Origin of the sequence: Robbsia andropogonis (genome assembly GCF_034047095.1) — a bacterium.
GTDB classification, from domain to species: Bacteria; Pseudomonadota; Gammaproteobacteria; order Burkholderiales; family Burkholderiaceae; genus Robbsia; species Robbsia andropogonis.
Genome location: NZ_CP139170.1, coordinates 3,599,103 through 3,622,041 on the forward strand (window position 1 = coordinate 3,599,103; position 22,939 = coordinate 3,622,041).

Annotated in this window: 18 protein-coding genes, 2 tRNA genes, 3 rRNA genes, 3 pseudogenes and 1 other annotated feature; of the genes and pseudogenes, 8 read left to right on the forward strand and 18 right to left on the reverse strand. The window is 58.2% G+C overall.

The genetic code is table 11. The annotated features are described in order from the left end of the window. Positions 1–76 precede the first annotated feature (76 nt). Both SJQ66_RS29190 and SJQ66_RS29195 read left to right on the forward strand, forming a co-directional pair. On the forward strand, positions 77–271 hold the full coding sequence (locus tag SJQ66_RS29190; RefSeq protein ID WP_320533723.1) for a hypothetical protein: 195 nt from the start codon (positions 77–79) through the stop codon (positions 269–271). Further along, positions 193–408, forward strand: a pseudogene (locus SJQ66_RS29195) (transposase domain-containing protein); the annotation flags it as partial. The gene SJQ66_RS29190 and the pseudogene SJQ66_RS29195, both read left to right, overlap by 79 nt. Before the next feature lie 150 nt (positions 409–558). Here the strand turns inward: SJQ66_RS29195 and rrf are convergent. The 6 genes and pseudogenes from rrf to SJQ66_RS29225 all read right to left on the reverse strand — a co-directional run. Then, positions 559–672 (reverse strand): 5S ribosomal RNA (gene rrf, locus SJQ66_RS29200). Positions 673–852: 180 nt separating this feature from the next. After that, positions 853–3,735: ribosomal RNA gene (locus SJQ66_RS29205) — 23S ribosomal RNA — on the reverse strand. Between the two features lie 328 nt (positions 3,736–4,063). After that, positions 4,064–4,139, reverse strand: a tRNA-Ala gene (locus tag SJQ66_RS29210). Between the two features lie 79 nt (positions 4,140–4,218). Continuing rightward, a tRNA-Ile gene (locus tag SJQ66_RS29215) sits at positions 4,219–4,295 on the reverse strand. 64 nt (positions 4,296–4,359) lie between these two features. Next, positions 4,360–5,890 (reverse strand): 16S ribosomal RNA (locus SJQ66_RS29220). Together the 16S, 23S and 5S rRNA genes with 2 tRNA genes alongside form the textbook arrangement of a ribosomal RNA operon. Before the next feature lie 675 nt (positions 5,891–6,565). Then, positions 6,566–6,782, reverse strand: a pseudogene (locus tag SJQ66_RS29225) (IS5/IS1182 family transposase); the annotation flags it as partial. Positions 6,783–6,957: 175 nt separating this feature from the next. Between SJQ66_RS29225 and SJQ66_RS29230 the strand changes: the two are divergent. Further along, positions 6,958–7,104 carry a hypothetical protein gene (locus tag SJQ66_RS29230; protein ID WP_157684909.1) on the forward strand — a complete coding sequence of 49 codons (147 nt, stop codon included), beginning with the start codon at positions 6,958–6,960 and terminating at the stop codon, positions 7,102–7,104. 178 nt (positions 7,105–7,282) lie between these two features. On the opposite strand, the gene SJQ66_RS29235 is transcribed toward SJQ66_RS29230, so the two are convergent. After that, complete coding sequence (locus tag SJQ66_RS29235) at positions 7,283–7,861, reverse strand: acyloxyacyl hydrolase (RefSeq protein ID WP_157684910.1); 579 nt, start codon at positions 7,859–7,861, stop codon at positions 7,283–7,285. A 306-nt stretch (positions 7,862–8,167) separates the two neighbouring features. After that, positions 8,168–8,627: a sequence feature (16S ribosomal RNA rRNA prediction is too short), on the reverse strand. Between the two features lie 221 nt (positions 8,628–8,848). Further along, positions 8,849–9,018: pseudogene (locus SJQ66_RS29240) on the reverse strand (transposase); the annotation flags it as partial. A gap of 640 nt (positions 9,019–9,658) precedes the next feature. Here SJQ66_RS29240 and cobT point away from each other — a divergent pair. From cobT to SJQ66_RS29255, 3 genes are read left to right on the forward strand one after another with little or no spacing between them, the layout of a single operon-like run. Further along, on the forward strand, positions 9,659–10,726 hold the full coding sequence (gene cobT / locus SJQ66_RS29245; protein WP_320534866.1) for a nicotinate-nucleotide--dimethylbenzimidazole phosphoribosyltransferase: 1,068 nt from the start codon (positions 9,659–9,661) through the stop codon (positions 10,724–10,726). Further along, on the forward strand, positions 10,723–11,652 hold the full coding sequence (locus tag SJQ66_RS29250; RefSeq protein WP_024905129.1) for an adenosylcobinamide-GDP ribazoletransferase: 930 nt from the start codon (positions 10,723–10,725) through the stop codon (positions 11,650–11,652). Before cobT ends, SJQ66_RS29250 begins: the two co-directional genes overlap by 4 nt. After that, positions 11,637–12,461, forward strand: a complete 825-nt coding sequence (locus SJQ66_RS29255; RefSeq protein ID WP_024905130.1) for a histidine phosphatase family protein — start codon at positions 11,637–11,639, stop codon at positions 12,459–12,461. Before SJQ66_RS29250 ends, SJQ66_RS29255 begins: the two co-directional genes overlap by 16 nt. Before the next feature lie 62 nt (positions 12,462–12,523). Here the strand turns inward: SJQ66_RS29255 and SJQ66_RS29260 are convergent, their stop codons facing one another. Together SJQ66_RS29260 and SJQ66_RS29265 are read right to left on the reverse strand one after the other, a co-directional pair. After that, positions 12,524–13,585, reverse strand: a complete 1,062-nt coding sequence (locus SJQ66_RS29260) for a cobalamin-binding protein (protein ID WP_320534867.1) — start codon at positions 13,583–13,585, stop codon at positions 12,524–12,526. Beyond that, entirely contained in the window at positions 13,585–14,337 is a 753-nt protein-coding gene (locus tag SJQ66_RS29265) for a bifunctional adenosylcobinamide kinase/adenosylcobinamide-phosphate guanylyltransferase (protein WP_024905132.1), read from the reverse strand. The genes SJQ66_RS29260 and SJQ66_RS29265 overlap by 1 nt, the downstream gene beginning before the upstream one ends. 226 nt (positions 14,338–14,563) lie before the next feature. Between SJQ66_RS29265 and SJQ66_RS29270 the strand changes: the two genes are divergently transcribed. Further along, positions 14,564–15,379: a DUF1835 domain-containing protein gene (locus tag SJQ66_RS29270; protein ID WP_024905133.1), complete on the forward strand. Its 816-nt coding sequence runs from the start codon at positions 14,564–14,566 to the stop codon at positions 15,377–15,379. A 39-nt stretch (positions 15,380–15,418) separates the two neighbouring features. On the opposite strand, the gene lipA is transcribed toward SJQ66_RS29270, so the two are convergent. From lipA to SJQ66_RS29285, 3 genes are all read right to left on the reverse strand, one after another. Beyond that, the gene (gene lipA, locus SJQ66_RS29275; RefSeq protein ID WP_236693396.1) at positions 15,419–16,456 is read right to left on the reverse strand and encodes a lipoyl synthase; all 1,038 of its coding nucleotides are present in this window, start codon (positions 16,454–16,456) and stop codon (positions 15,419–15,421) included. A 1-nt stretch (position 16,457) separates the two neighbouring features. Continuing rightward, positions 16,458–17,141: a lipoyl(octanoyl) transferase LipB gene (lipB, locus tag SJQ66_RS29280; RefSeq protein WP_046152355.1), complete on the reverse strand. Its 684-nt coding sequence runs from the start codon at positions 17,139–17,141 to the stop codon at positions 16,458–16,460. 87 nt (positions 17,142–17,228) lie between these two features. Further along, positions 17,229–17,549, reverse strand: a complete 321-nt coding sequence (locus SJQ66_RS29285; protein WP_024905135.1) for a DUF2917 domain-containing protein — start codon at positions 17,547–17,549, stop codon at positions 17,229–17,231. A gap of 130 nt (positions 17,550–17,679) precedes the next feature. Between SJQ66_RS29285 and SJQ66_RS29290 the strand changes: the two genes are divergently transcribed. Then, positions 17,680–18,657, forward strand: coding sequence for a transcriptional regulator GcvA (locus SJQ66_RS29290; protein ID WP_320534868.1), 978 nt, complete (start codon positions 17,680–17,682; stop codon positions 18,655–18,657). Here the strand turns inward: SJQ66_RS29290 and SJQ66_RS29295 are convergent. The 5 genes from SJQ66_RS29295 to SJQ66_RS29315 form a co-directional block, all read right to left on the reverse strand. After that, positions 18,641–18,961, reverse strand: a complete 321-nt coding sequence (locus tag SJQ66_RS29295; protein WP_320534869.1) for a YbeD family protein — start codon at positions 18,959–18,961, stop codon at positions 18,641–18,643. The genes SJQ66_RS29290 and SJQ66_RS29295 overlap by 17 nt on opposite strands. A 67-nt stretch (positions 18,962–19,028) precedes the next feature. Further along, positions 19,029–20,216, reverse strand: coding sequence for a D-alanyl-D-alanine carboxypeptidase family protein (locus tag SJQ66_RS29300; protein ID WP_036012342.1), 1,188 nt, complete (start codon positions 20,214–20,216; stop codon positions 19,029–19,031). Between the two features lie 97 nt (positions 20,217–20,313). Beyond that, positions 20,314–20,979: an alpha/beta hydrolase gene (locus tag SJQ66_RS29305; protein ID WP_320534870.1), complete on the reverse strand. Its 666-nt coding sequence runs from the start codon at positions 20,977–20,979 to the stop codon at positions 20,314–20,316. Positions 20,980–21,030: 51 nt separating this feature from the next. Then, complete coding sequence (locus tag SJQ66_RS29310; RefSeq protein WP_036012373.1) at positions 21,031–21,384, reverse strand: (2Fe-2S) ferredoxin domain-containing protein; 354 nt, start codon at positions 21,382–21,384, stop codon at positions 21,031–21,033. 204 nt (positions 21,385–21,588) lie between these two features. After that, positions 21,589–22,839, reverse strand: coding sequence for a VanZ family protein (locus tag SJQ66_RS29315; RefSeq protein WP_313905213.1), 1,251 nt, complete (start codon positions 22,837–22,839; stop codon positions 21,589–21,591). Positions 22,840–22,939 lie beyond the last annotated feature (100 nt).

Genomic DNA, 22,939 nt, shown 5'->3' on the forward strand with positions numbered 1-22,939 from the left:
GAACCATCGCTGAACAAATCGCGGCATCGAGCATCCATCCCGCGATCATCCTGATTACACCGGGGTCCGCCTCCACATGGACGACCTGACCTCCGCCGCGACGCTCGATGTCTTTAACCTTGACGCGACGCCCATACAGCGGATGCCAACGATAATGAATCTCGACTTCCTGCCCGATATGGGCAGAATGAACGGGAAATTGCGCTGGGCAGGAAGAATTGGCTGTTCGCGGGTTCATTGCGGGCAGGCAAACGCGCGGCGGCAATCATGAGCCTCGTTCAGTCGGCCAAGCTCAATGGCCATGATCCGTACGCCTATCTCAAAGACGTACTAAATCGATTGCCAACCCATCCGGCACGGCAGATCGATGATCTCTTGCCGCACAACTGGCAGCCCACGGCAACCTAACCCGTCATCCACCATCGTCAAGATGGGATCACCAGCCGCTTACGAGTGGAAGCGATGCGAGGCGGGTTTTGCTGCGAGCGTTGATCTACAAAAGCCAAACGCCCCGATCACGATAAGGTGAGTCGGGGCGTATGGATTTCAGCATTGGGAGCCTGACGATTACCTACTTTCACACGGGCAATCCGCACTATCATTGGCGTGGAGTCGTTTCACGGTCCTGTTCGGGATGGGAAGGGGTGGGACCGACTCGCTATGGTCATCAGGCAAAGAGGGTTGTGCCGTTGGCAGTGCCACGGCACCAATCTGGAAGAAGTTCGCTTCTGTGTTCTTACCGCTTTGGGTTGAGCTGTATCGGGCACATGTCCACCGATTGTTTCACTCACCTCGCGCGCCTGGGTGGCGGCCTGTTTCTCTGGCCGTCTTACACACAAACGCACTGGTTATAGGATCAAGCCTCACGGGCAATTAGTACTGGTTAGCTAAGGACATTACTGTCCGTACACACCCAGCCTATCAACGTCCTGGTCTCGAACGACCCTTTAGGGGAATCAAGTTCCCAGGGATATCTCATCTTAAGGCAAGTTTCCCGCTTAGATGCTTTCAGCGGTTATCTCTTCCGAACATAGCTACCCGGCGATGCCACTGGCGTGACAACCGGTACACCAGAGGTTCGTCCACTCCGGTCCTCTCGTACTAGGAGCAGCCCCCTTCAAATATCCAACGCCCACGGCAGATAGGGACCAAACTGTCTCACGACGTTTTAAACCCAGCTCACGTACCTCTTTAAATGGCGAACAGCCATACCCTTGGGACCGGCTACAGCCCCAGGATGAGATGAGCCGACATCGAGGTGCCAAACACCGCCGTCGATATGAACTCTTGGGCGGTATCAGCCTGTTATCCCCAGAGTACCTTTTATCCGTTGAGCGATGGCCCTTCCATACAGAACCACCGGATCACTATGACCTGCTTTCGCACCTGCTCGACTTGTGGGTCTCGCAGTTAAGCACGCTTATGCCATTGCACTATGAGCACGATTTCCGACCGTACTTAGCGTACCTTCGTACTCCTCCGTTACACTTTGGGAGGAGACCGCCCCAGTCAAACTGCCTACCATGCACTGTTCCCAATCCCGATTCAGGGACCAAGGTTAGAACCGCAAACAAACCAGGGTGGTATTTCAAGGGTGGCTCCACAAGAACTGGCGTCCCTGCTTCATAGCCTCCCACCTATCCTACACAGATTTGTTCACAATCCAATGCAAAGCTACAGTAAAGGTTCATGGGGTCTTTCCGTCTAGCCGCGGGGAGATTGCATCATCACAAACACTTCAACTTCGCTGAGTCTCGGGAGGAGACAGTGTGGCCATCGTTACGCCATTCGTGCAGGTCGGAACTTACCCGACAAGGAATTTCGCTACCTTAGGACCGTTATAGTTACGGCCGCCGTTTACCGGGACTTCAATCAAGAGCTTGCACCCCATCATTTAATCTTCCGGCACCGGGCAGGCGTCACACCCTATACGTCCACTTTCGTGTTTGCAGAGTGCTGTGTTTTTATTAAACAGTCGCAGCCACCAGTTTATTGCAACCCCTTCACCCTCCAGGCGCAGGCCTGTCAAGCTACAAGGGCGTACCTTATCCCGAAGTTACGGTACCAATTTGCCGAGTTCCTTCTCCCGAGTTCTCTCAAGCGCCTTAGAATACTCATCTCGCCCACCTGTGTCGGTTTGCGGTACGGTCTTGTTAGACTGAAGCTTAGAGGCTTTTCTTGGAACCACTTCCAATTGCTTCGCCGCTTTAAGCAGCTCGCCTCGTACCCTTGAATTCCGCGCCCGGATTTGCCTAAGCGCCTTCTCCAATACAAGGACCGGGACTTCCAACACCCGGACAACCTTCCGCGATCCGTCCCCCCATCGCATCTAACAATGGTGCAGGAATATTAACCTGCTTCCCATCAGCTACGCATTTCTGCCTCGCCTTAGGGGCCGACTCACCCTACGCCGATGAACGTTGCGTAGGAAACCTTGGGCTTACGGCGAGGGGGCTTTTCACCCCCTTTATCGCTACTCATGTCAGCATTCGCACTTCTGATACCTCCAGCATCCTTCTCAAGACACCTTCACAGGCTTACAGAACGCTCTCCTACCATGCAGATAAATCTGCATCCGCAGCTTCGGTGACTGGCTTAGCCCCGTTACATCTTCCGCGCAGGACGACTCGATCAGTGAGCTATTACGCTTTCTTTAAAGGATGGCTGCTTCTAAGCCAACCTCCTGACTGTTTTAGCCTTCCCACTTCGTTTCCCACTTAGCCAATCTTGGGGACCTTAGCTGGCGGTCTGGGTTGTTTCCCTCTTGACACCGGACGTTAGCACCCGATGTCTGTCTCCCGTGATTGCACTCTTCGGTATTCGGAGTTTGCTATGACGAAGTAATCCGCAATGGACCCAACAATCATTACAGTGCTCTACCCCCGAAGGTGATACACGAGGCACTACCTAAATAGTTTTCGGAGAGAACCAGCTATTTCCAGACTTGTTTAGCCTTTCACCCCTATCCACAGCTCATCCCCTAATTTTTCAACATTAGTGGGTTCGGACCTCCAGTACGTGTTACCGCACCTTCATCCTGGCCATGGATAGATCGTCTGGTTTCGGGTCTACGCCCAGCAACTAAAGCGCCCTATTCGGACTCGCTTTCGCTACGCCTTCCCTAGTCGGTTAAGCTTGCTACTGAACGTAAGTCGCTGACCCATTATACAAAAGGTACGCCGTCACCCCATTAAGAGGCTCCGACTGTTTGTATGCATGCGGTTTCAGGATCTATTTCACTCCCCTCCCGGGGTTCTTTTCGCCTTTCCCTCACGGTACTGGTTCACTATCGGTCGATTACGAGTATTTAGCCTTGGAGGATGGCCCCCCATCTTCAGACAGGATTTCACGTGTCCCGCCCTACTTGTCGTACCCCTAGTTCCACACATAAGCTTTCGCATACAGGGCTATCACCTGCTATGGCCGCACTTTCCAGAGCGTTCTGCTAACTCACATGCTAAAAGGTACAAGGCTCTTCCCATTTCGCTCGCCACTACTTTGGGAATCTCGGTTGATTTCTTTTCCTGCGGCTACTTAGATGTTTCAGTTCACCGCGTTCGCTTCTCTTGACCTATGGATTCAGTCAAGGATGACCCATTCGGGCCGGGTTTCCCCATTCGGACATCTCCGGATCAAAGCTCGTTTGCCAGCTCCCCGAAGCTTTTCGCAGGCTACCGCGTCCTTCATCGCCTGTAATCGCCAAGGCATCCACCACATGCACTTATTCGCTTGACCCTATAACGAGTACGTCTGCATCGCTGCACACGTCACGCCATAGGTGAGTATCGGTGTTGTGCCGTATTCCAATTTCGTGCGCCTCTCTCAAGACACACTGCTTTGAGATACTTCTCGATACAATCTCAACCCAAATTTCGGCAGCATCCCGCACGCCATCTCTAACGCACAGCACGCCACCATTGAATTGAACTTCTTCCAAATTGTTAAAGAACGACAGCCGATTTAGATTCTCATCGAATCCATCAGTGTTAGGCCAAGCCTAAGCTAAAACGCACTCAGCGCACATCCTCGCGGATACGCAACAAATACCCTTTAGCTTAGGAATTGGTGGAGGTTGACGGGATCGAACCGACGACCCCCTGCTTGCAAAGCAGGTGCTCTCCCAGCTGAGCTAAACCCCCAAGACACCACTACTACTGTAGGTACATCCCTTAGTTCGTCACCCAACCACACCAGTTAGCGCAACCAACCAGACCAAGATGGTGGGTCTGGTTGGATTCGAACCAACGACCCCCGCCTTATCAAGACGGTGCTCTAACCGACTGAGCTACAGACCCTACAGCCTGTCGTATGACAGCCGATAAGCGTGAGCGCTTTAGCAACTTATGCTTCAAGCTCGAGAAAGGAGGTGATCCAGCCGCACCTTCCGATACGGCTACCTTGTTACGACTTCACCCCAGTCACGAATCCCACCGTGGTAAGCGCCCTCCTTGCGGTTAAGCTACCTACTTCTGGTGAAACCCGCTCCCATGGTGTGACGGGCGGTGTGTACAAGACCCGGGAACGTATTCACCGCGGCATGCTGATCCGCGATTACTAGCGATTCCAACTTCATGCACTCGAGTTGCAGAGTGCAATCCGGACTACGATCGGTTTTCTGGGATTAGCTCCCCCTCGCGGGTTGGCAGCCCTCTGTTCCGACCATTGTATGACGTGTGAAGCCCTACCCATAAGGGCCATGAGGACTTGACGTCATCCCCACCTTCCTCCGGTTTGTCACCGGCAGTCTCCTTAGAGTGCCCTTGCGTAGCAACTAAGGACAAGGGTTGCGCTCGTTGCGGGACTTAACCCAACATCTCACGACACGAGCTGACGACAGCCATGCAGCACCTGTGTATCGGTTCTCTTTCGAGCACCCCCTGATCTCTCAAGGGTTCCGACCATGTCAAGGGTAGGTAAGGTTTTTCGCGTTGCATCGAATTAATCCACATCATCCACCGCTTGTGCGGGTCCCCGTCAATTCCTTTGAGTTTTAATCTTGCGACCGTACTCCCCAGGCGGTCAACTTCACGCGTTAGCTACGTTACTAAGGAAATGAATCCCCAACAACTAGTTGACATCGTTTAGGGCGTGGACTACCAGGGTATCTAATCCTGTTTGCTCCCCACGCTTTCGTGCATGAGCGTCAGTGTTGGCCCAGGGGGCTGCCTTCGCCATCGATGTTCCTCCGCATATCTACGCATTTCACTGCTACACGCGGAATTCCACCCCCCTCTGCCACACTCTAGCCTGCCAGTCACAAATGCAGTTCCCAGGTTAAGCCCGGGGATTTCACATCTGTCTTAACAAACCGCCTGCGCACGCTTTACGCCCAGTAATTCCGATTAACGCTTGCACCCTACGTATTACCGCGGCTGCTGGCACGTAGTTAGCCGGTGCTTATTCTTCCGGTACCGTCATCAGCAAAGGATATTAGCCCTCGCCTTTTCTTCCCGAACAAAAGTGCTTTACAACCCGAAGGCCTTCTTCACACACGCGGCATTGCTGGATCAGGCTTGCGCCCATTGTCCAAAATTCCCCACTGCTGCCTCCCGTAGGAGTCTGGGCCGTGTCTCAGTCCCAGTGTGGCTGGTCGTCCTCTCAGACCAGCTACAGATCGTCGCCTTGGTAGGCCTTTACCCCACCAACTAGCTAATCTGCCATCGGCCGCCCCTATAGCGCGAGGTCCGAAGATCCCCCGCTTTCATCCTTAGATCGTATGCGGTATTAATCCGGCTTTCGCCGGGCTATCCCCCACTACAGGACACGTTCCGATGTATTACTCACCCGTTCGCCACTCGTCAGCGGAGCAAGCTCCCTGTTACCGTTCGACTTGCATGTGTAAGGCATGCCGCCAGCGTTCAATCTGAGCCAGGATCAAACTCTTAAGTTTAATCTCTGTTACTGTTTTCTATTCTTCCGAATAGGTCGCTCAACTCAAGAATCAACAAGTAGTACGAACCGAAATTCATACCCTTACTTCTTCTCTTGTGCGAGCTCTTGATACTTTTGCTTTGCGCTCATCGGCCTAAACCAACAAACGCGCATCCGTCACCAAGCGCCCACACTTATCGGCTGTAAATTTTTAAAGAACCGTTTAACGACTGGCTGGGCATTCCCTCGCACTAGGCGACCCGTCGATTCACCGCAAACACCACCACTTTTGCTCCACCGCGCTGTTTTGCTGCAGAACAGAAGCGAGATTATGTACCACCACCACCATCTCGTCAAGCAGTTTTTTTGTCACCCCCGGCAACGCGTCTCTCATCAACCCAGAAACCATCACCTGACAACACACACCGCTCAACCACCCAGCCTCAGCACCTGCAGACCAAGCCTACCCACACCAGCAACAAGAAAAGACCCTTCAAACCAAGTACCTTCTCTCACCACCGCCCCACCACCACAACAAACGCTTCGCCTTGTCTGCAGCGGGGAGCCGAATAATAGGACACACCCAGCAAACCTGCAAGTACTTTTGCGTTTTTTGTGAAATTGAGCGGGTAGACCAACCACAGCCAAAGACGACGCGCATGTACTAATAAAGCGAGGCACGTAAAGCCTAACCGGACAGGTCAAACGCATGCGGCAAATACAGCGCCGGCGATCAAACACGAGGAACGCGCTGGCCTGCCGCGCTGCGAAGCTCGGGCTCATATCACGCCGTGCAGTCGCTCCCAATCAATCAGCTCACTGAGATTCACCTGCGCACGCTTCAAGTTGATCTGTTCGCGCAGCGGTTGCCGGAAGAAATCTGCTTCCGGCGAAGCTTTCTTCGGGCATATTCAAAATTCGTCAGAATTTGCAGGGCTCCATGCGTGATATGCCTGCTCCTTACCACTCCCTCAACCCCGATACCATGCCAAAGCCTTATCTCATGCGACTCTACGAGTTGTTCAGGGTCGACGATTCAAGGAGCCTAGACGTGCGGCCCAGTCCAAGCGCTATTTGCGGACACAGATGACCGACGGCATCCATCCGGTGCGGCCGTTCAGCTATGCGCCGGGGCGAGGCACTGCGCGCGGCGTAGCGCTATGGTCAAGCACACGCAAGGGCGCTGCCTTGATGAGTGATGGCTACGCCCGTATAACACTACTCGATCATTGAGACGTGCAAGGCCAACGGCATTGACGCGTACAGCGATCTGGTTGTGCTGTTCAAGGCGCTGCCCTATGCGGCAAGTGCCGCTGACTATGTATGAGCAACTGCTACCGCGGTGCCTTGAAAATCCGACGCAAGAACCGGCGGCTCGACGCTGTAGACGTCCGTCACGGATCGCTTACTCTTAAAACTTGAACGACGCCCCTACCGAATACATATTCCAGCCTGGATTATTTCGTGTAAAACCTAAATTTGAAGCATGCTGCGCCCTGACAAAGACGCTAAGTTGCTTATGCAAGGCCAATGATAATTCAGCTGTTTCCAAAAAATTTAAATAACTTCCTTGATAAACATCAGATCTAACTTGCTTATTGCTTAATACTGCGGCACCTAAGCCAATTTTAAAAACCAACCTATCATTAAAGAAATGAAAATTAATTAGCGGATTAATTCCTGTCACCACAAAACTTCCATTCCTCCTGAAAACCGTATGCACATAACTTGCCCCACTGACTGTGATGTTATCCCGTACCGACCAAACAGAACGCTCAATCCCAATACTTAGCGAACGTGTTTGTGGAGAATTTTTAAATACCAGTAAATTAGGAACACCGCCTTTCTCTCCGCTCCCACCTCCTAAGCTCAACGTATACAAATATCGCTCTCGATCTAATTCCATAGCTTGCGTCGCTGCAGAAAAAACGAGCGCACTTATAAAAGATGGAGTCACCAGATAAAATTTCGTGTAACGCTTGAAATCCATAAACATTCACCTCATTGCACAACCTTATTTCTTACACTCAAGCCATTGGTCGAAAATCATTGCTTAACACAATCGCTCTCAACGACCCATTCACCGCTTCTTGATTTCTTGGCGCCCTTATACCCTTCGTCGACTTTCTGTTCCCCATTTTCTGGTGGAGGTGGACGGGATCGAACCAACGACCCCCGCCCTATCAAGACAGCGCTCTAACCGACTGAGCTACAGACCCTACAGCCTGTCGTATGACAGCCGATAAGCGTGAGCGCTTTAGCAACTTATGCTTCAAGCTCGAGAAAGGAGGTGATCCAGCCGCACCTTCCGATACGGCTACCTTGTTACGACTTCACCCCAGTCACGAATCCCACCGTGGTAAGCGCCCTCCTTGCGGTTAAGCTACCTACTTCTGGTGAAACCCGCTCCCATGGTGTGACGGGCGGTGTGTACAAGACCCGGGAACGTATTCACCGCGGCATGCTGATCCGCGATTACTAGCGATTCCAACTTCATGCACTCGAGTTGCAGGGTGTCAACAAGGGTTGCGCTCGTTGCGGGACTTAACCCAACATCTCACGACACGAGCTGACGACAGCCATGCAGCACCTGTGTATCGGTTCTCTTTCGAGCACCCCCTGATCTCTCAAGGGTTCCGACCATGTCAAGGGTAGGTAAGGTTTTTCGCGTTGCATCGAATTAATCCACATCATCCACCGCTTGTGCGGGTCCCCGTCAATTCCTTTGAGTTTTAATCTTGCGACCGTACTCCCCAGGCGGCCAACTTCACGCGTTAGCTACGTTACTAAGGAAATGAATCCCTAACAACTAGGGATGGTCTGAACAAAGCACTTTCGAGCGTGCATGGGCAAGTCTCAGATGATTCTCGGCTTGCTTATTCGTCGAGTTGGTTTCGAACAGAGCAATCTGACGGTTCTTTGGCTGCGCTTTTTGTTGCAATGTCGCTTGTTTGCACCTCGATCCAGCGCATCTTGCTCACACCTTTATTAATTTGCGACGCGTCATCCACAAGTTGGACAGAGCAAACAAAGTCGCAGCTGCGCGGTGTTTTTCTTCAAGCCACGGTAGCGCACGTTGACAAACCCGAACTGCTGTTTGATCAGCCGGAACGGATGCTCAAATTTCGCTCGGATACTTGCCTTGGTACGTTTCCCGAACTGTGAAATAAAATTTGCACGGACACCCACTTTGCCTTTTGGATACGCCCCCTCCAGACCGCCCATTTCGCGCGGACGCGACGTCGGCAATGCCGAAACGTTCATCTTCTGCATCCCCCGGAAACACCGTTGGCGAACGGGCAAGATTGAGGGCACACCATCTCGCCCTACACCTGCGCTTCACCCATGAATGCCAATCCAACGACTGTAATCGATATCTATCTTTCATCGCTTGTCTTTAGGCAGGAGGAGACCAACGAGTATTTGCCGGATCACGCAAGACCCGGTGAAGGGCTTGATACAGAGGCGCACATTTCATTTCGCCCGGCATTCCGGCACACCTCGTTCCAGATCGGACACAAATGCCTATGAGAGAATCACGTTTCCGCCGACCTGGTTCTGGACATGTCCGCTGTGGTACGCCCCTCCCGGGCCCCATACATTGCATGTCGGATTTGCGCGCCACATAATGCGTTGCGTGAGCCGCACTGGCCAATATCGACATCTGACGAACCGCACATTTATGTCCAAAGCATTGCCAGCCATACCAACGCCTCCGATAACGGGTTCTTCCGTGCCCGTCGTCTCGCGGGCGTTTCCATTCGTGCAACTGCCAAGGGTAGCAAGCGTGGATAAGAGCAGGGGTCCGGCGGTGCAATCGCTTATCGATAACAAAACAAAACCACTGGGAAGTCTCGGCGCCCTGGAAACCTTGGCGTTGCAGATCGCCTTGATACAACGTAGCGACACCCCCCGCATCCTGTGCCCGACCCTCGTGGTATTCGCCGGAGACCATGGCGTCACCGCTCAGGGCGTGAGTCCATTTCCACAGTCGGTAACCGGGCAGATGGTGGCCAATTTCGTCGCCGGAGGTGCAGCGATCAACGCGTTCTGTAGCGCGTCGGATATGCATTGCGCGATCGTCGACGTGGGCATTGCCAATCCATTGCCAAAAGATCTCGATCTCGAAGCGGCGCCGGCAAGATCATTACTGACTCGTGACGCGGTGGCCGCTGGAACAGCGGATTTCTCTCGCGAACCGGCAATGTCCGTGCCGCAATTGCAGCACGCCATGGAAGCAGGTGCCCGTGCGGTCGAAAAACAGGTGGCACGAGGTTGCAACACGATCGGCTTCGGGGAAATAGGGATTGGCAACACATCAGCCGCCGCGTGCTTGATGCATCGCTTTACCGGTGAGCCAATTGCCGATTGCGTCGGACGTGGCACGGGACTGGACGATACCGGTTTGGCCCGCAAGCGCGACGTGCTGACTGCCGCCCTGGCGCTACATGGCCCGGTGCTCGATAGCATCGTCGATCCGATTGAGCGGGCGCAACAGACCCTGGCAACGTTCGGTGGATTCGAGATTGCGGCGATGACGGGCGCCTTCCTTGCCGCGGCGGCAAAGGGGATGACGATTCTCGTCGACGGTTTCGTCGTCTCGTCCGCTTTGCTGGCCGCCTGCGCGCTCGTTCCCGCTACCCGCGATTACTGCGTCTTTTCTCACGAATCCGACGAGAAAGGACACCAGGCAATGCTCGCCTATTTCAACGCGCATCCGCTATTGCGCCTGGGCCTTCGACTCGGCGAGGGGACCGGTGCGGCGCTCGCGCTACCGCTGCTTCGCGCAGCATGCGCCATGCTTTCCGATATGGCGAGTTTTGCATCGGCTAGCGTCGACGGCCGCAACGCATGACGCGCGCGCAAGAGAAACACGATAGCCTCGATTGGCGGGAAGAGGCCCGAACGATCGTCATCGCATTCGGCTACTTCACACGCTTTCCTGTGCCGCACGGCGTCGCGTTCACCGATGCGCGGCTTGCGCGTTCAGCACGCTATTTTCCTGTCGTGGGCGCCGTCGTCGGTGCGCTGGGGGCGTTGACTTTCGGTATTGGCAGTCATGTCCTGCCGCTTTCGGTCGCCGTTCTGCTATCGATAATCGCGACGCTTCTCGCGACCGGCGCGCTACACGAAGACGGGCTGGCCGACTGCTGCGACGCATTCGGCGGCGGTTATCAGCGCACCGACGTGCTGCGCATCCTGAAAGACTCCCGGATCGGCGCGTTCGGTGCCATCGGCTTGATCGTCACGTTGACGCTGAAATGGCAAACGCTGCAGGGTCTCGCCGCCTATGGCTACGGATTCGTCGCAGCGTGGATGATCGTCGCCCATGCCGCCAGCCGCGCGGGAGCCATCGTGTTCACGGCAACACTCGATTACGCCCGGACGCCCAAGGATAAGGGGCAGGATGCCGGGCATGTCGATAGGCGCCCGGCCGACAGCGGAACACCGAGCATCGCGGAGGAGGACGCCACCGGTTCGGCGATCGATGCAAAGGCACGGCCGTTCCAACGCGGCAGTGGCAACGACGTTCGCGCTGAACACGCCACCAGGGCGACCAAGGGCGTCATCATCGCCCTGGTACTAGGCCTGCCTGGCCTGTTTTGGCATGGCATCGCGCTCGGACTCGTACTGATCGGGGCAGGCGCGGTGCTGCATTGGCTGCTGGGACGATGGTGGCTGCGGCGCATCGGCGGTTACACCGGTGATTGCCTAGGACTCGCACAGCAATTGTTCGAAATGGGTATCTATCTGATCGTGCTCGCATGGATCTCGTCCTGATTCGTCATCCGGCAGTCGACGTGCCGTCTGGCGTCTGCTACGGCCAGACCGACGTCGCGCTCCTTCCGCGCTTCCCCGCGGACACGGCCGAATCTCAGCATTCGGTGGTCGGTACGACGGACCTCGCCATCCCGCCGCAAACTGCGACGATAGCCTTGGCCGTCGCGAACATCACAGCCCACCTCCGCGAACGTGGCCTCGTGCATGCTTGTTTCGCGAGCCCATTGCAACGATGCGCAGACGTTGCGCACGCCCTGACCCGGGCATTGCCATCGCCTGGCTTGCACGATCCGCGTGACGATCCGCGTGACGATCCACGTCGACAGCAACACGCATCGTTGACGTTCGCTCATCCGCATGAGCACGCCGCGTCGAAAGCACGCCTGCCTGCTTCGCCTGTCATCGAGCCAAGGTTGGCGGAACTCGACTTCGGCCAGTGGGAAATGCAGCGCTGGGACGACATTCCCCGCCATCAGATCGACGCATGGGCAGCCGATATCCTCAATGGCCGGCCACACCACGGTGAAAGCGTGCAAATGCTGGCCGACCGTTGCGGCGCCTGGCTGCGAGAGCTGACCACGACACTCGACAGCGCAAACCATGAAGAAGAGACCGACGAGCCCGCACCACCGCCCTGCCTGCTGCTTATCGGGCATGCCGGCCCCATTCGCGTCTTGACCGCGCTGGCACTCGACCTGCCATTGACCGCCACGCTGCAATGGCCACTCGATTTCGGTGGCGCCGTGACGTTGCGGCATCGCGGTTCGCGCCCGTCACCATCGTGGACCTTACGGCAGTGGGACGGCTAACTGCGGTAAATGTCGAATGCGGCGGCGCAATAAGACGGCCCGCGGGCCGTACCTGACCACCCTCATGGCCCCAGGCGCCGGCGTGCGCGATCCAGGTCTTCGCATAGCAGACGTGCCCCATCGAGCAGGCGCGGTCCGGGTCGACTGATAAGGTCGCCATCGATCGAAAAGAGATTGCCTGCCGCCACCGCAGGCAACAACGGCCAGGCCTGCCATGCAGTCCAGTCCGTTACCATCGCCGTATTTCCGTTCCGCGTCGCGCCTGCCGCCGGCGCGACGATCGCCTGTGGCGCGGCGGCGATCACCGCCTCGGCTGACACAGTCGGCGCCACGCCAGGGAGATCTGCAAATACGTTACGGCCCCCACAAAGTGCAATGACATCGCTTGTAATCTGCCGCCCACTCAATGTCATCAACGGGTGCGTCCAGACTTGATAAAACACGCTGATCCGCGAACGCCGCGCGTAGCGTTCCCGCAATGCCGCAAAACCCGTTTCCAACCGCGCCGCCTCCTGGTTCGCGGTCGAAGCGGTGCCGAGTAGCGCGCCTAAGCGTCGCAGCGAAGTGCCTATATCGTCGACATGCCTCGGCTCACTGACGAAAACCGGAATGCCTAGCGCGGTCAAGGCATCCAATTGCCGATCGGCATTGCCATAGCGCCAAGCCACGATGAGATCCGGATGCAGCGCGGCAATACGCTCGATGTCAATCGATGCGTAGCCCCCTACGCGCGGCAACGTCCGCGCTGCGGGCGGATAGTCGCTGTAATTGACGGCGCCGACCAGCCACGCGCCCCCGCCGGCTGCATAGACCAATTCCGTGACATGGGGGGCAAGACTGACGATCCGTCGCGCCGGCCTTCGCAAACTGACAAGGCGACCGGCGTCGTCGCGCGTGCACCAAGGACTTGCCACGGCGCTGCACGACGCATCGTTGTCTTCCTCGCGATAGCCTGCGCCATCGGCACGGGCGCCGGGATGTTGCGCGAACGAAGCGACCGGGCAGAACCCCATCGCGCCAGACAGCAATGCGGCCAGCCAAAGACGGACGCATCGACGCCCGATATGCGGCATCGGCCTATCGTCCTTTCCCGCGACACACGCCTCACCGTCAGTTGGCTTCATCAAACGCCCAGCCGTGAAGCGGCAATGCCGCCCTTCAAATCCAATGGCAACCCCGCGACCGTCAACACCACACGATCACTCGCCGCGGCAACACGCTGGTTCAATCGCCCTAGTTCATCGACGAACAATCGTGTGACCGCCCCCATCGGCACCACACCCAGTCCGATTTCGTTGCTGACCAACACGACTCGACTCCGGCTTTGCGCCAAGGCCACATCGAAATCCGATAGCCGTGCCTGCCAGTCCTCGCGGGGCGCATCCGCGTCCATCGGGCACAGCAATCGCGTCAGCCACAACGTCAGACAATCGATCAGCACGATGCCCTCCCCCTCGGCATCCGCGGAACGTAGCGCGCCTGCAAGGTCGTGATCCGCTTCAATCAGCCCCCATGCGGCCGGCCTGCGCGCGCGATGCAACGCAATCCGTCCCGCGAATGCAATGTCACCGGGGACGCAAGCCGATGTTGCAATATACGTAATGGTCGGGGCGACGCTCCCGTTAACATGAGAATCGCTGGCGTCGGATGCGACCGCATGCGCGGCGTCAGCGCGGGCAGGCGCCGCCGTTGGCGACGTGACTGAGCGCGTCGCCAATGCTGCGGCCCATTCCTCGGCAAAGCGGCTCTTTCCCGAACGGGCCCCCCCCAGGACAAATGTTAACCGCGGCGCACGCGCCGTGGCATCGTCACTACGCGCATCACTGTCACGCGCCGCGCCGCCGCTGGACACTTCGGAAACCGGATTGACGGACATGGCGTATCCTTTTTTCTAGATGTCGAGCACTCTAGCATTGGCAAGACCGGACCGGCCGGCATGGTCCGATTCCGTACGATCGCCTAGACTATAACAACGCCATCGGCGGGCGAGTGTAGGGCGATGCGGCGTAGCGATGCAGAGGCGTCGTTACGCCATCTGGCCGACCTCACGGACAGACGACAAGGCGTACGACACGTAATGCAGGCCAGGCAGGAAGGAAGCAATGGTGTTCACACATGTAGTCAATGGCGACCGCGCCGCCACGTTGCTCGACGAGGCACTCGCGCTGCCGGCCAATGCCGCGCGTCGCGGCGATCCAGTGGTCGTGCTGCACGACGACCTGACAGTCGGACCGCTGCGACACATAGACGAGAGCGCGGAAGCGCGCGTGGGTTTCTGGCAACGCGTGCTGGGCGCAGGTGAGCGCGGCATGTCACAAACGATTACTGATGCATTTGCGATCAATGACCATACCCTGAAGACGCTGACCGTCGACAATGAGGGGGAGGTTGTCTTTTGGCATACCCGACATGCGGCAGACCAGTTGCTGCTGCGCCGCCTTGCTTATCGGCTGCGCAACATGCCGCAACGGTTGAACGAAATCGCCATCCAAAGCGATCGTCCCATCGGCGAGCTCGACGCACGGCACCCCGGCTACGATAGGGCCGCGCATGCCGCATCACTCGCCGCGGTCAGTGATGGCTTGCACGCCATCGCGCCCATTTCAATACTCCGCATCAGCCGGCTTGCCCTGGAATGGCAGGAGTTGAAACAGCTCGATAACGATGTTCGCCGTTTACGCACGAATACCTTCGCAAGCGGTACGTTTGCCGAGATCGATGCCGCCGCATTGGAGTACGCCACCACCGAATGGATGCCATATCTGGAATTGGCGGCACGTCTGCGTCAGCATGCGGATACCGCGGTCAGCGATGCGATTGTCGGGTGGCGCTGTCGCGAACTGGCTGCCACGGGACGCCTTGCGCTGGATGACGATCCCGTCCTCGTCAAGGAAACACGGGTCCGCCGCCGCGGCTAGACGGCGACGGACCCGTGATCGCTTGATCCGTTCAGTTGGTCAGAATACCAGGCCGGCTTCGTGGGCCTGTACATCGGCGTGATAACTTGAACGCACCATTGCGCCGACTGCCGCGTGGGTGAAGCCCATTTCGTAGGCAGCCGTCTCATAACGCTTGAATGTGTCCGGATGGACATATTCACGAACCGGTAGATGGTGCTCCGACGGCTGCAAATACTGGCCGATCGTCAACATGTCGACGTTATGCTCGCGCATGTCGCGCATGACCTGCAGGATCTCTTCCTCGGTTTCCCCGAGGCCGACCATCAGGCCCGACTTTGTTTGTACTTCCGGATGCAGCGCCTTGAAATCCTTCAACAGCTTCAGTGAGTGCGCGTAGTCGGAACCGGGGCGCGCTTCCTTGTAGAGACGCGGCACCGTTTCAAGGTTGTGATTCATCACATCCGGCGGTGCGGCATTCAGGATGCCCAAAGCCCGATCCAGGCGACCGCGGAAGTCCGGCGTCAAGATCTCGATCCGTGTCGCCGGTGACAACGCCCGCGTACGTTCGATGCACTCGACGAAGTGTGCGGCCCCGCCATCACGCAGGTCATCTCGGTCGACGCTGGTGATGACGACGTAACGCAACTTCAGCGCCGCGATGGTCCGCGCCAGGTTCTCCGGTTCCTTGGTATCGAGCGGGTCGGGTCGGCCATGACCGACATCGCAGAAAGGACAACGCCGCGTACACTTGTCGCCCATGATCATGAAGGTGGCCGTACCCTTGCCGAAGCATTCGCCGATATTCGGACAGCTTGCTTCTTCACAGACCGTATGCAATTGGTGCTCGCGCAAGATCTGCTTGATCTCGTTGAAGCGCGAACTCCCTGTGGCCGCTTTCACACGGATCCACTCGGGTTTTTTCAGCTTTTCGATCGGGATGACCTTGATCGGAATCCGCGACGTCTTCGCCTGGGCCTTCTGTTTCTGCGTGGCATCGTAAACCGGCGTGGTAACGGCATCCGTCCCAACGCCTGCGGTGTTGCCATTCGACACCGCGGCCGGCACTGTTTCAGCGCCGTTCTGTACTATGCTCATCTCAAAGATTCCGTTCGGGGAGATTCGCCGCCAGTCGGTCGGCCAGCCGCGCCGCCACCTCGCGCCATTCGGCTTGCACGCCCGCGCTGGCCATATCGGTGGTCTTCAGTCCGGCGTATCCGCACGGATTGATATCGTCAAATGGACGTAAATCCATCCCGACATTCAGACTGACCCCATGGTAGCTGCACCCCTGGCGGATCTTCAGCCCGAGTGCGGCGATTTTCGCGCCCGCCAACGTCCCGTCCACCAAGTAGATACCCGGCGCGCCCGGATGGCGTTCACCAGCCAGATTATACGCCGCCAGCGTGTCGATGACGGCCTGCTCGATCCGACGCACGTACTCCTTGACCATCAGACCCCTGCGCCGCAGGTCGATCAGCAAATACGCCACCACCTGACCCGGCCCGTGATACGTGATTTGTCCGCCCCGATCGGTCTTGACCAATGGAATGGCGGCATCCCGACGCAGCAGGTGCCCTGGATCTCCGGCGAGACCCAGTGTATAGACAGGCGGATGGGAAACCAGCCATAGCTCGTCGGCAGTGTCAGCCGCACGGGTATCGGTGAACACGCGCATGGCGTCGAAACACGCGGCATAATCGCGTTCGCCGCACCACTTCACGGCGATACCGTTGCTTATTTGCACCGCAAGATCAAGAGAAACAGGAAGCGTCGTCGTCATGGCGCAAGTGTACTGGAATTCGAAAACCCGGCGCCGCTGTACAGTATTGCGCCTCGCCGAAGCTGCCCCGCCATGACGAATCGCGCCTTACATCACACGGCTTGGCGCAGTATGGGGCGATAACAGGCCTTGCAGACGCTGACGCCACCGGGGGTCCGCGCTGTCGCTCGACAGCGATACACACGCGTCACGATCTCCATCGACACCCACCCACAGCCGGTCACCCGGTGCAACCTGCAGCGTGAGCCCTTGGTCCAGCCAGTAATCCGCGGGATCGCCTTCCCGTGTGACCCATATACGACCCGCACGTGCCGCGACGCGGCCCCGCGTGCCAACTTCCCACAGCTGCGTCTGCCCCGCCGGAACGGCGAAAAGGGTCTGAACCGCGAGCTTCTTCAAGGTATTCATCACTACGCCTCATTTTGCCTGGTACATCGCGCCAGCACTTTCCCTGGCTTGACTGTCCTTGCATAATAAGAATTGTCTGATGTAAGGAAAAACGATAAATTCAGCCACATCATGTGAGGAATTTTCACCGTTGGATGCTCATCGCCTGCCGAACCTGACGACACTGCGTGCTTTCGAAGCCGCGGCGCGGCATCAGAGCTTTTCAAAAGCCGCTGATGAGTTGTATGTAACCCACGGCGCGGTCAGTCATCAGATCCGCGGCTTGGAAGAAGAGTTGCAGACCACGTTGTTTGCACGGACAGGCAAGCGGGTGGTACTCACGGAGGCAGGCGAGCGCTACGCGTTGCAGGTGCGCGACGCGCTACGGACGCTGGTCGAAGCCACCACCAATGTGCGTAACGGTGGTCGCGGGCAACGGCTGGTCGTGAGCGTCTTGCCGTCGCTGGCGTCACGTTGGCTGATGCCGCGCATCGGCCGATTCATCGAACGACACCCGGAAATCGATATCGAAGTGCGTGCCTCGGCCGAATACGCCGATTTCGCACGCGGCGAGGTGGATATCGGCATGCGTCATGGAAAAGGCCCTTATCCGGGGCTGTACACGGAAACGCTTGTCCGCGACGTGTACTTTCCCGCCTGCAGTCCCCTGCTCAAAGGTGGACGCCTGCCGACGAGTCCGCGCGAGATGTTGTCGTATCGGCTGCTGCAATCGTCAGGCGATGAGCCGTGGCGACTTTGGTTCGATGCCGCGGGCCTGAAAGATGTGCCCGAACCGCAACACGGCCCACGCTATATGGATTCGAGTCACTTGCTCGATGCCGCCATCCGCGGCCAGGGGATTGCGCTGGTCCGCTCTTCGCTGGCCGCCGATGATCTGCGCGACGGTCGCCTGGTGCGACTGTTCGACGTGGATGCGAGCGACGGGGCCGAGACGTCGGTGGTATGTCCGCCATCCCTGAAAAGCACTCCCCGCGTGGAGGCATTTCTAACCTGGCTGCGGGAAGAAGTGCATGAGCCGGATAGCACGCCCGCGACGGTGCCGCTCGGCACCGCCGTCGTACATACCGCCGCTCAAGCACCGCCGCACAAGACTACAGCACGAACTTGACCGTTGGATGCGCTGTGACTGCACGGTAGATATCGTCCAGTTGCGCACGGCTCTGGGCACGGATGATGACCGTCAGGCCGGTGTATTTGCCACTGCTCGAAGGCCGAACCTCGACCTTGGAACGGTCCAGCGTGGCATCGTACTGCTCGACCAGCTTCAAGACGGTTTCCTGGAAGTCCGGTCCGGCCTGGCCCATTACTTTCAGTGGAAAGTCGCAGGGAAAATCAAAGATTTCCTCTTTGCCGTCTTCACTCGCGCTGTCCTTTTGCTGGGCCAGCGGCGTGTTTTTCGATGCCTCGCTCATGCGTGTTCTCCGTCCTCCTCGGCGCCCGGCGCGGACCGCGGCACAGCCATGCGCCGCGCCAAGATGACTACTTCTTGCTTTGGAACTTCATCATCAGCATATCCCACATGCGGCCGGCAAAACCGGCCCGCGGCACAGCCGTCAATGCCACCACCGGAAACTGTGTCAGTTCCTTGTCGTCGGCCATGATCTTCACGACACCCACGGGCTGGCCATCGGCGATAGGCGCGACGAGCGGCTGGTCACGCACCAGCACCGGCTTGATCTTGCTCGCCGTGCCGCTGGGAACCGTGATGTATTGATCGCTCTTCACACCAATTTTGACGTCGTTCACCTGCCCCTGCCACACGCGCGCCGTCTCGATCGTCTGGTTTGCCGCATACAGGCGGACGCCTTCGTACGCCTGATAGCCGTAATTCAGCATCTTCAGGCTGTCCGTGACCCGCAGCGCTTCCTTCGGCTCACCCATCATCACCGTGACTAGGCGGCGGCTCGCGCCCGGCACACCCGGCAGTGGACGTTTGGCGGTGGCGATCAGGCAATAGCCAGCCGCTTTCGTATGACCGGTTTTCAGGCCGTCGACCGTCGGGTCCAGCCATAGCAGGCGATTCCGGTTCGGCTGGCGAATGTGGTTATACGTGAATTCCTTCTCGGCGAAGATCGGGTAGTACTCCGGGAAGTCGCGGATCAGGTGCGTGGCTACGATCGCCAGGTCGCCGGCGGACGTGTAGTGGTCCGGATTCGGCATGCCGTTCACATCGGCGAAATGGCTGTGCTTCATGCCGAGCTTGGCCGCTTCCGCATTCATCATGTTGACGAAACCGGCCTGGCTCCCACCAATCAGCTCGGACAGCGCGATGGCGGCGTCATTGCCGGACTGCGTGACCATGCCATGCAACAGGTCGTTCACGGAGACTGGCTTGCCGGCCTCGATGAACATCCGCGATTCATCGGTGCCGACAGTGCGAACCGCTTCACTCGGAAGTACCGTTTGTTCCAGCGTGATCCGCTTGTCTTTCAACGCCTGGAACACGATGTAGGTGGTAAGGAGCTTGGTCAACGACGCCGGTTCGACACGTTCGTCGGCGTTGCTGGAAGCGAGAACCTGGTTGCTGGTGGCATCCACCAGCAACCAGGCGCTGGCTTGTACGGCAGGCGGCGCCACCTGGGCGTGCGCGATGAGCGGCAGCGACGGCATGGCAACGCCAAGTGCCGCGATCACGGCGGCACGGGGAGTAAAAGCGGGGAAACGCATAGAAGAATAGAGGAAGGCTGATTGCAACAGTTAGGAGAGCCGGGCGTAAGCCGCAGGCAAGGCGGCCGCAAGACGGGGATCGAGACGACCCCGGGTATTATACGCGCCAGGATTCGGTGACCAAGCGCTTCACGATATGCAGTTTGCGATGGAAAAAATGGTCTGCCCCAGGAACGACGGTAATCGGTAGTTCCTGCGGACGTGCCCATTCGAATACGTTGGTCAGCGGAATGGTGTCATCCTGCTCGCCATGAATCGCGATGGTGTCCTCCCGCACCGAGGGCACGTCCCACTTGCCAGCGGGCATTCCCACGACCACCAGACGCTGAATGACGAGACCGGGGTCACGCTCGGCCAGCGTCTTTGCCACTGCGCTGGCCACGAAGGCACCGAACGAGAATCCCGCCAGCGCGATCGGCATGGTCGCCGCGGTGTGCGCGGCGGCGGCATCCTTGCCGCCCGCCCGCAGATGTGCGATCAGCGCAAGCAGGTCATCCTGTTCACCGATGCCTTTGTCGTGCGTGCCCTCACTTTCTCCCACGCCGCGGAAATTGAGGCGAGCGGTACGATACCCCAATTGCACAAAGGTGCGCGCGAGTGTGGTGGCAACCTTGTTATCCATCGTTCCTTGGAACAACGGGTGCGGGTGCGCGACGAATGCCAAGCCCCGTGGCACGCCGTCGGCCTGCGTCGCACGGAGGTCCGCCTCCTCCACGGCAATTTCGAGACGGCCGGTGGGACCGTCTATCAGGTAACGTTGCACGCTGTCGCGCCTCCTGCCCTTGTCGATGTTTTCCGCATGTTCTGCCGCTGCTCACGCGCCCGGCAGGTCCACCAGCAGCCGCTCAACAACCTTGCCGCCCACAAGATGCGAATCGATGATCTCATCGATATCGGATTGATCAACATAGGTGTACCACGTGGCCGACGGATAGACGACCAGCACCGGGCCCAATTCACACCTATCGAGGCAGCCGGCCTGGTTGATCCGCACGGCCCCCTCCCCGGCGAGGCCCAGGGACTTGATGCGTTTTTTCGCGTATTGCTGCATCTCGGCCGCGCCGCAACCGGCACAACTCGGACGCGACGCACCGGCATCACGTTGATTCAGACAGAAAAACACGTGATGCTTGTAAAAAGACGGTGCAGCGGAAGGGGATTCGGACATGGTGACCGGACCTGATTGGCAGTGGACGGTTTGCAGGGGGGCGACCCCGATCTTTGCCGGGTCCGCGATAAGCGCCATTATAGCGATCTGGGCGGTGCGCCATGGTGTTCACGGGGATGCCTCGCGGCCTGCACGCCCGCCGTGGCCCACACGCGGCGCGGTGGATGCCCCGACGCCGCGATGCGTCGACGACCCATTTCGCCGTCAATGCGGGCGGCGACGGCGCGCCTGGGCCGATAGCCAGTCGCGTTCGGCGGATGCCGCAAGCCAGAGCAAGGCCGCATAGGGCCAGACACCGGCAAGCCATTGCGCCAGGTCATTCAAATGCCGATATTCGCCTTGCCGCCAGCTCATCTGCACGCCTGGCCAGTACGGATTCAGTGGCAACAGGTTCACCAGCAGCAAGGAAACAAGCAGGGTGGCAGACGCCCATAAGGCACGGCTGCGCAGGCGCTGGCGCAGAAAGAACGGCAAAATCAACGCGCCCGCCAGCAACCCGGTAATCGCGCCGTCGGTCGTCCAGTCGAACCAATTACGCCAGTCGCCGCTCGATTGCACGCCATTCGCAACGGTCTTGACGACCAATGCGCTGATCAACATTCCATAGATCAACCTATAGCGCGGCGCCTGTGCGCGGATCGGCAACGAGGCGAACAATCCTGCGCCGAGTACGCCGAGCGTCGTGATGATCGCTTCCCAGACATGGGAATCGGTCCACGAAGCAAGGGCGTCGGGGAATGCATCGGCGAACGCGCTCAATCCAGGCACGAAATCGAGGATGGCGTCGGTCGTGGCCGGATCGGCAAGATCCCAGATCCGGCGCGGCCAGTCACCAATGCCCAGCAGGAAGGGTTGGGGATACATCTGCGCAAGCGGCCACAGCAGCAGCAAGGCGATGGATTTGCCGGAATGCCGCTCAAACCACTGGAACCGCTTCCTTCGTAACCAGCCGCGATCTAGCAAGGCTCCGACGAACGGCGCCGCGACAACACCGCCAATCAAGGCACCCACGGCGTTCGTCGCGAGGTCGAGGTTCGACGCCACGCGCGTGGGTAGATAGGTCTGCACGGCTTCCATCGCACCGGACAGGATCACGCCCGAGAGCAGCGCCGCCAGCACGGCCGAGGCACCACGCAACCGCGGGTAGACGGCCAGCACGACGAAGACGCCAAGCGGTACATACCCGAGAACGTTCGTGATCAGATCGAACGGGGTGAGCCAGCGGGGGATGGGCGCGCTCAGATAAGCAAATGGACCAACGCCTATATCCGTCCAACCGGTCATCGGGTACAAGCTGCCGTACATCACCAGCGCGACCCACCACGCCAGCGCTTGCCGCGCAAGCGGCGATGCCCGGCGACGCCATGGCTTGTCCGTCTGATGCTCGGGCGGAACGACCGACGACTGCGCATGGGGTGGCTTGCCGTTTCGCACGGATTTGGGCGATCTGGACACAGATGGCGGACGTCGCGACATGCGGCTGGCGTTCTTCTTTTGATCGATACGGAAAGGGGCCTACCAGGCGGCTAGGGAAAGGGGGCGGGCGATGCCGGTG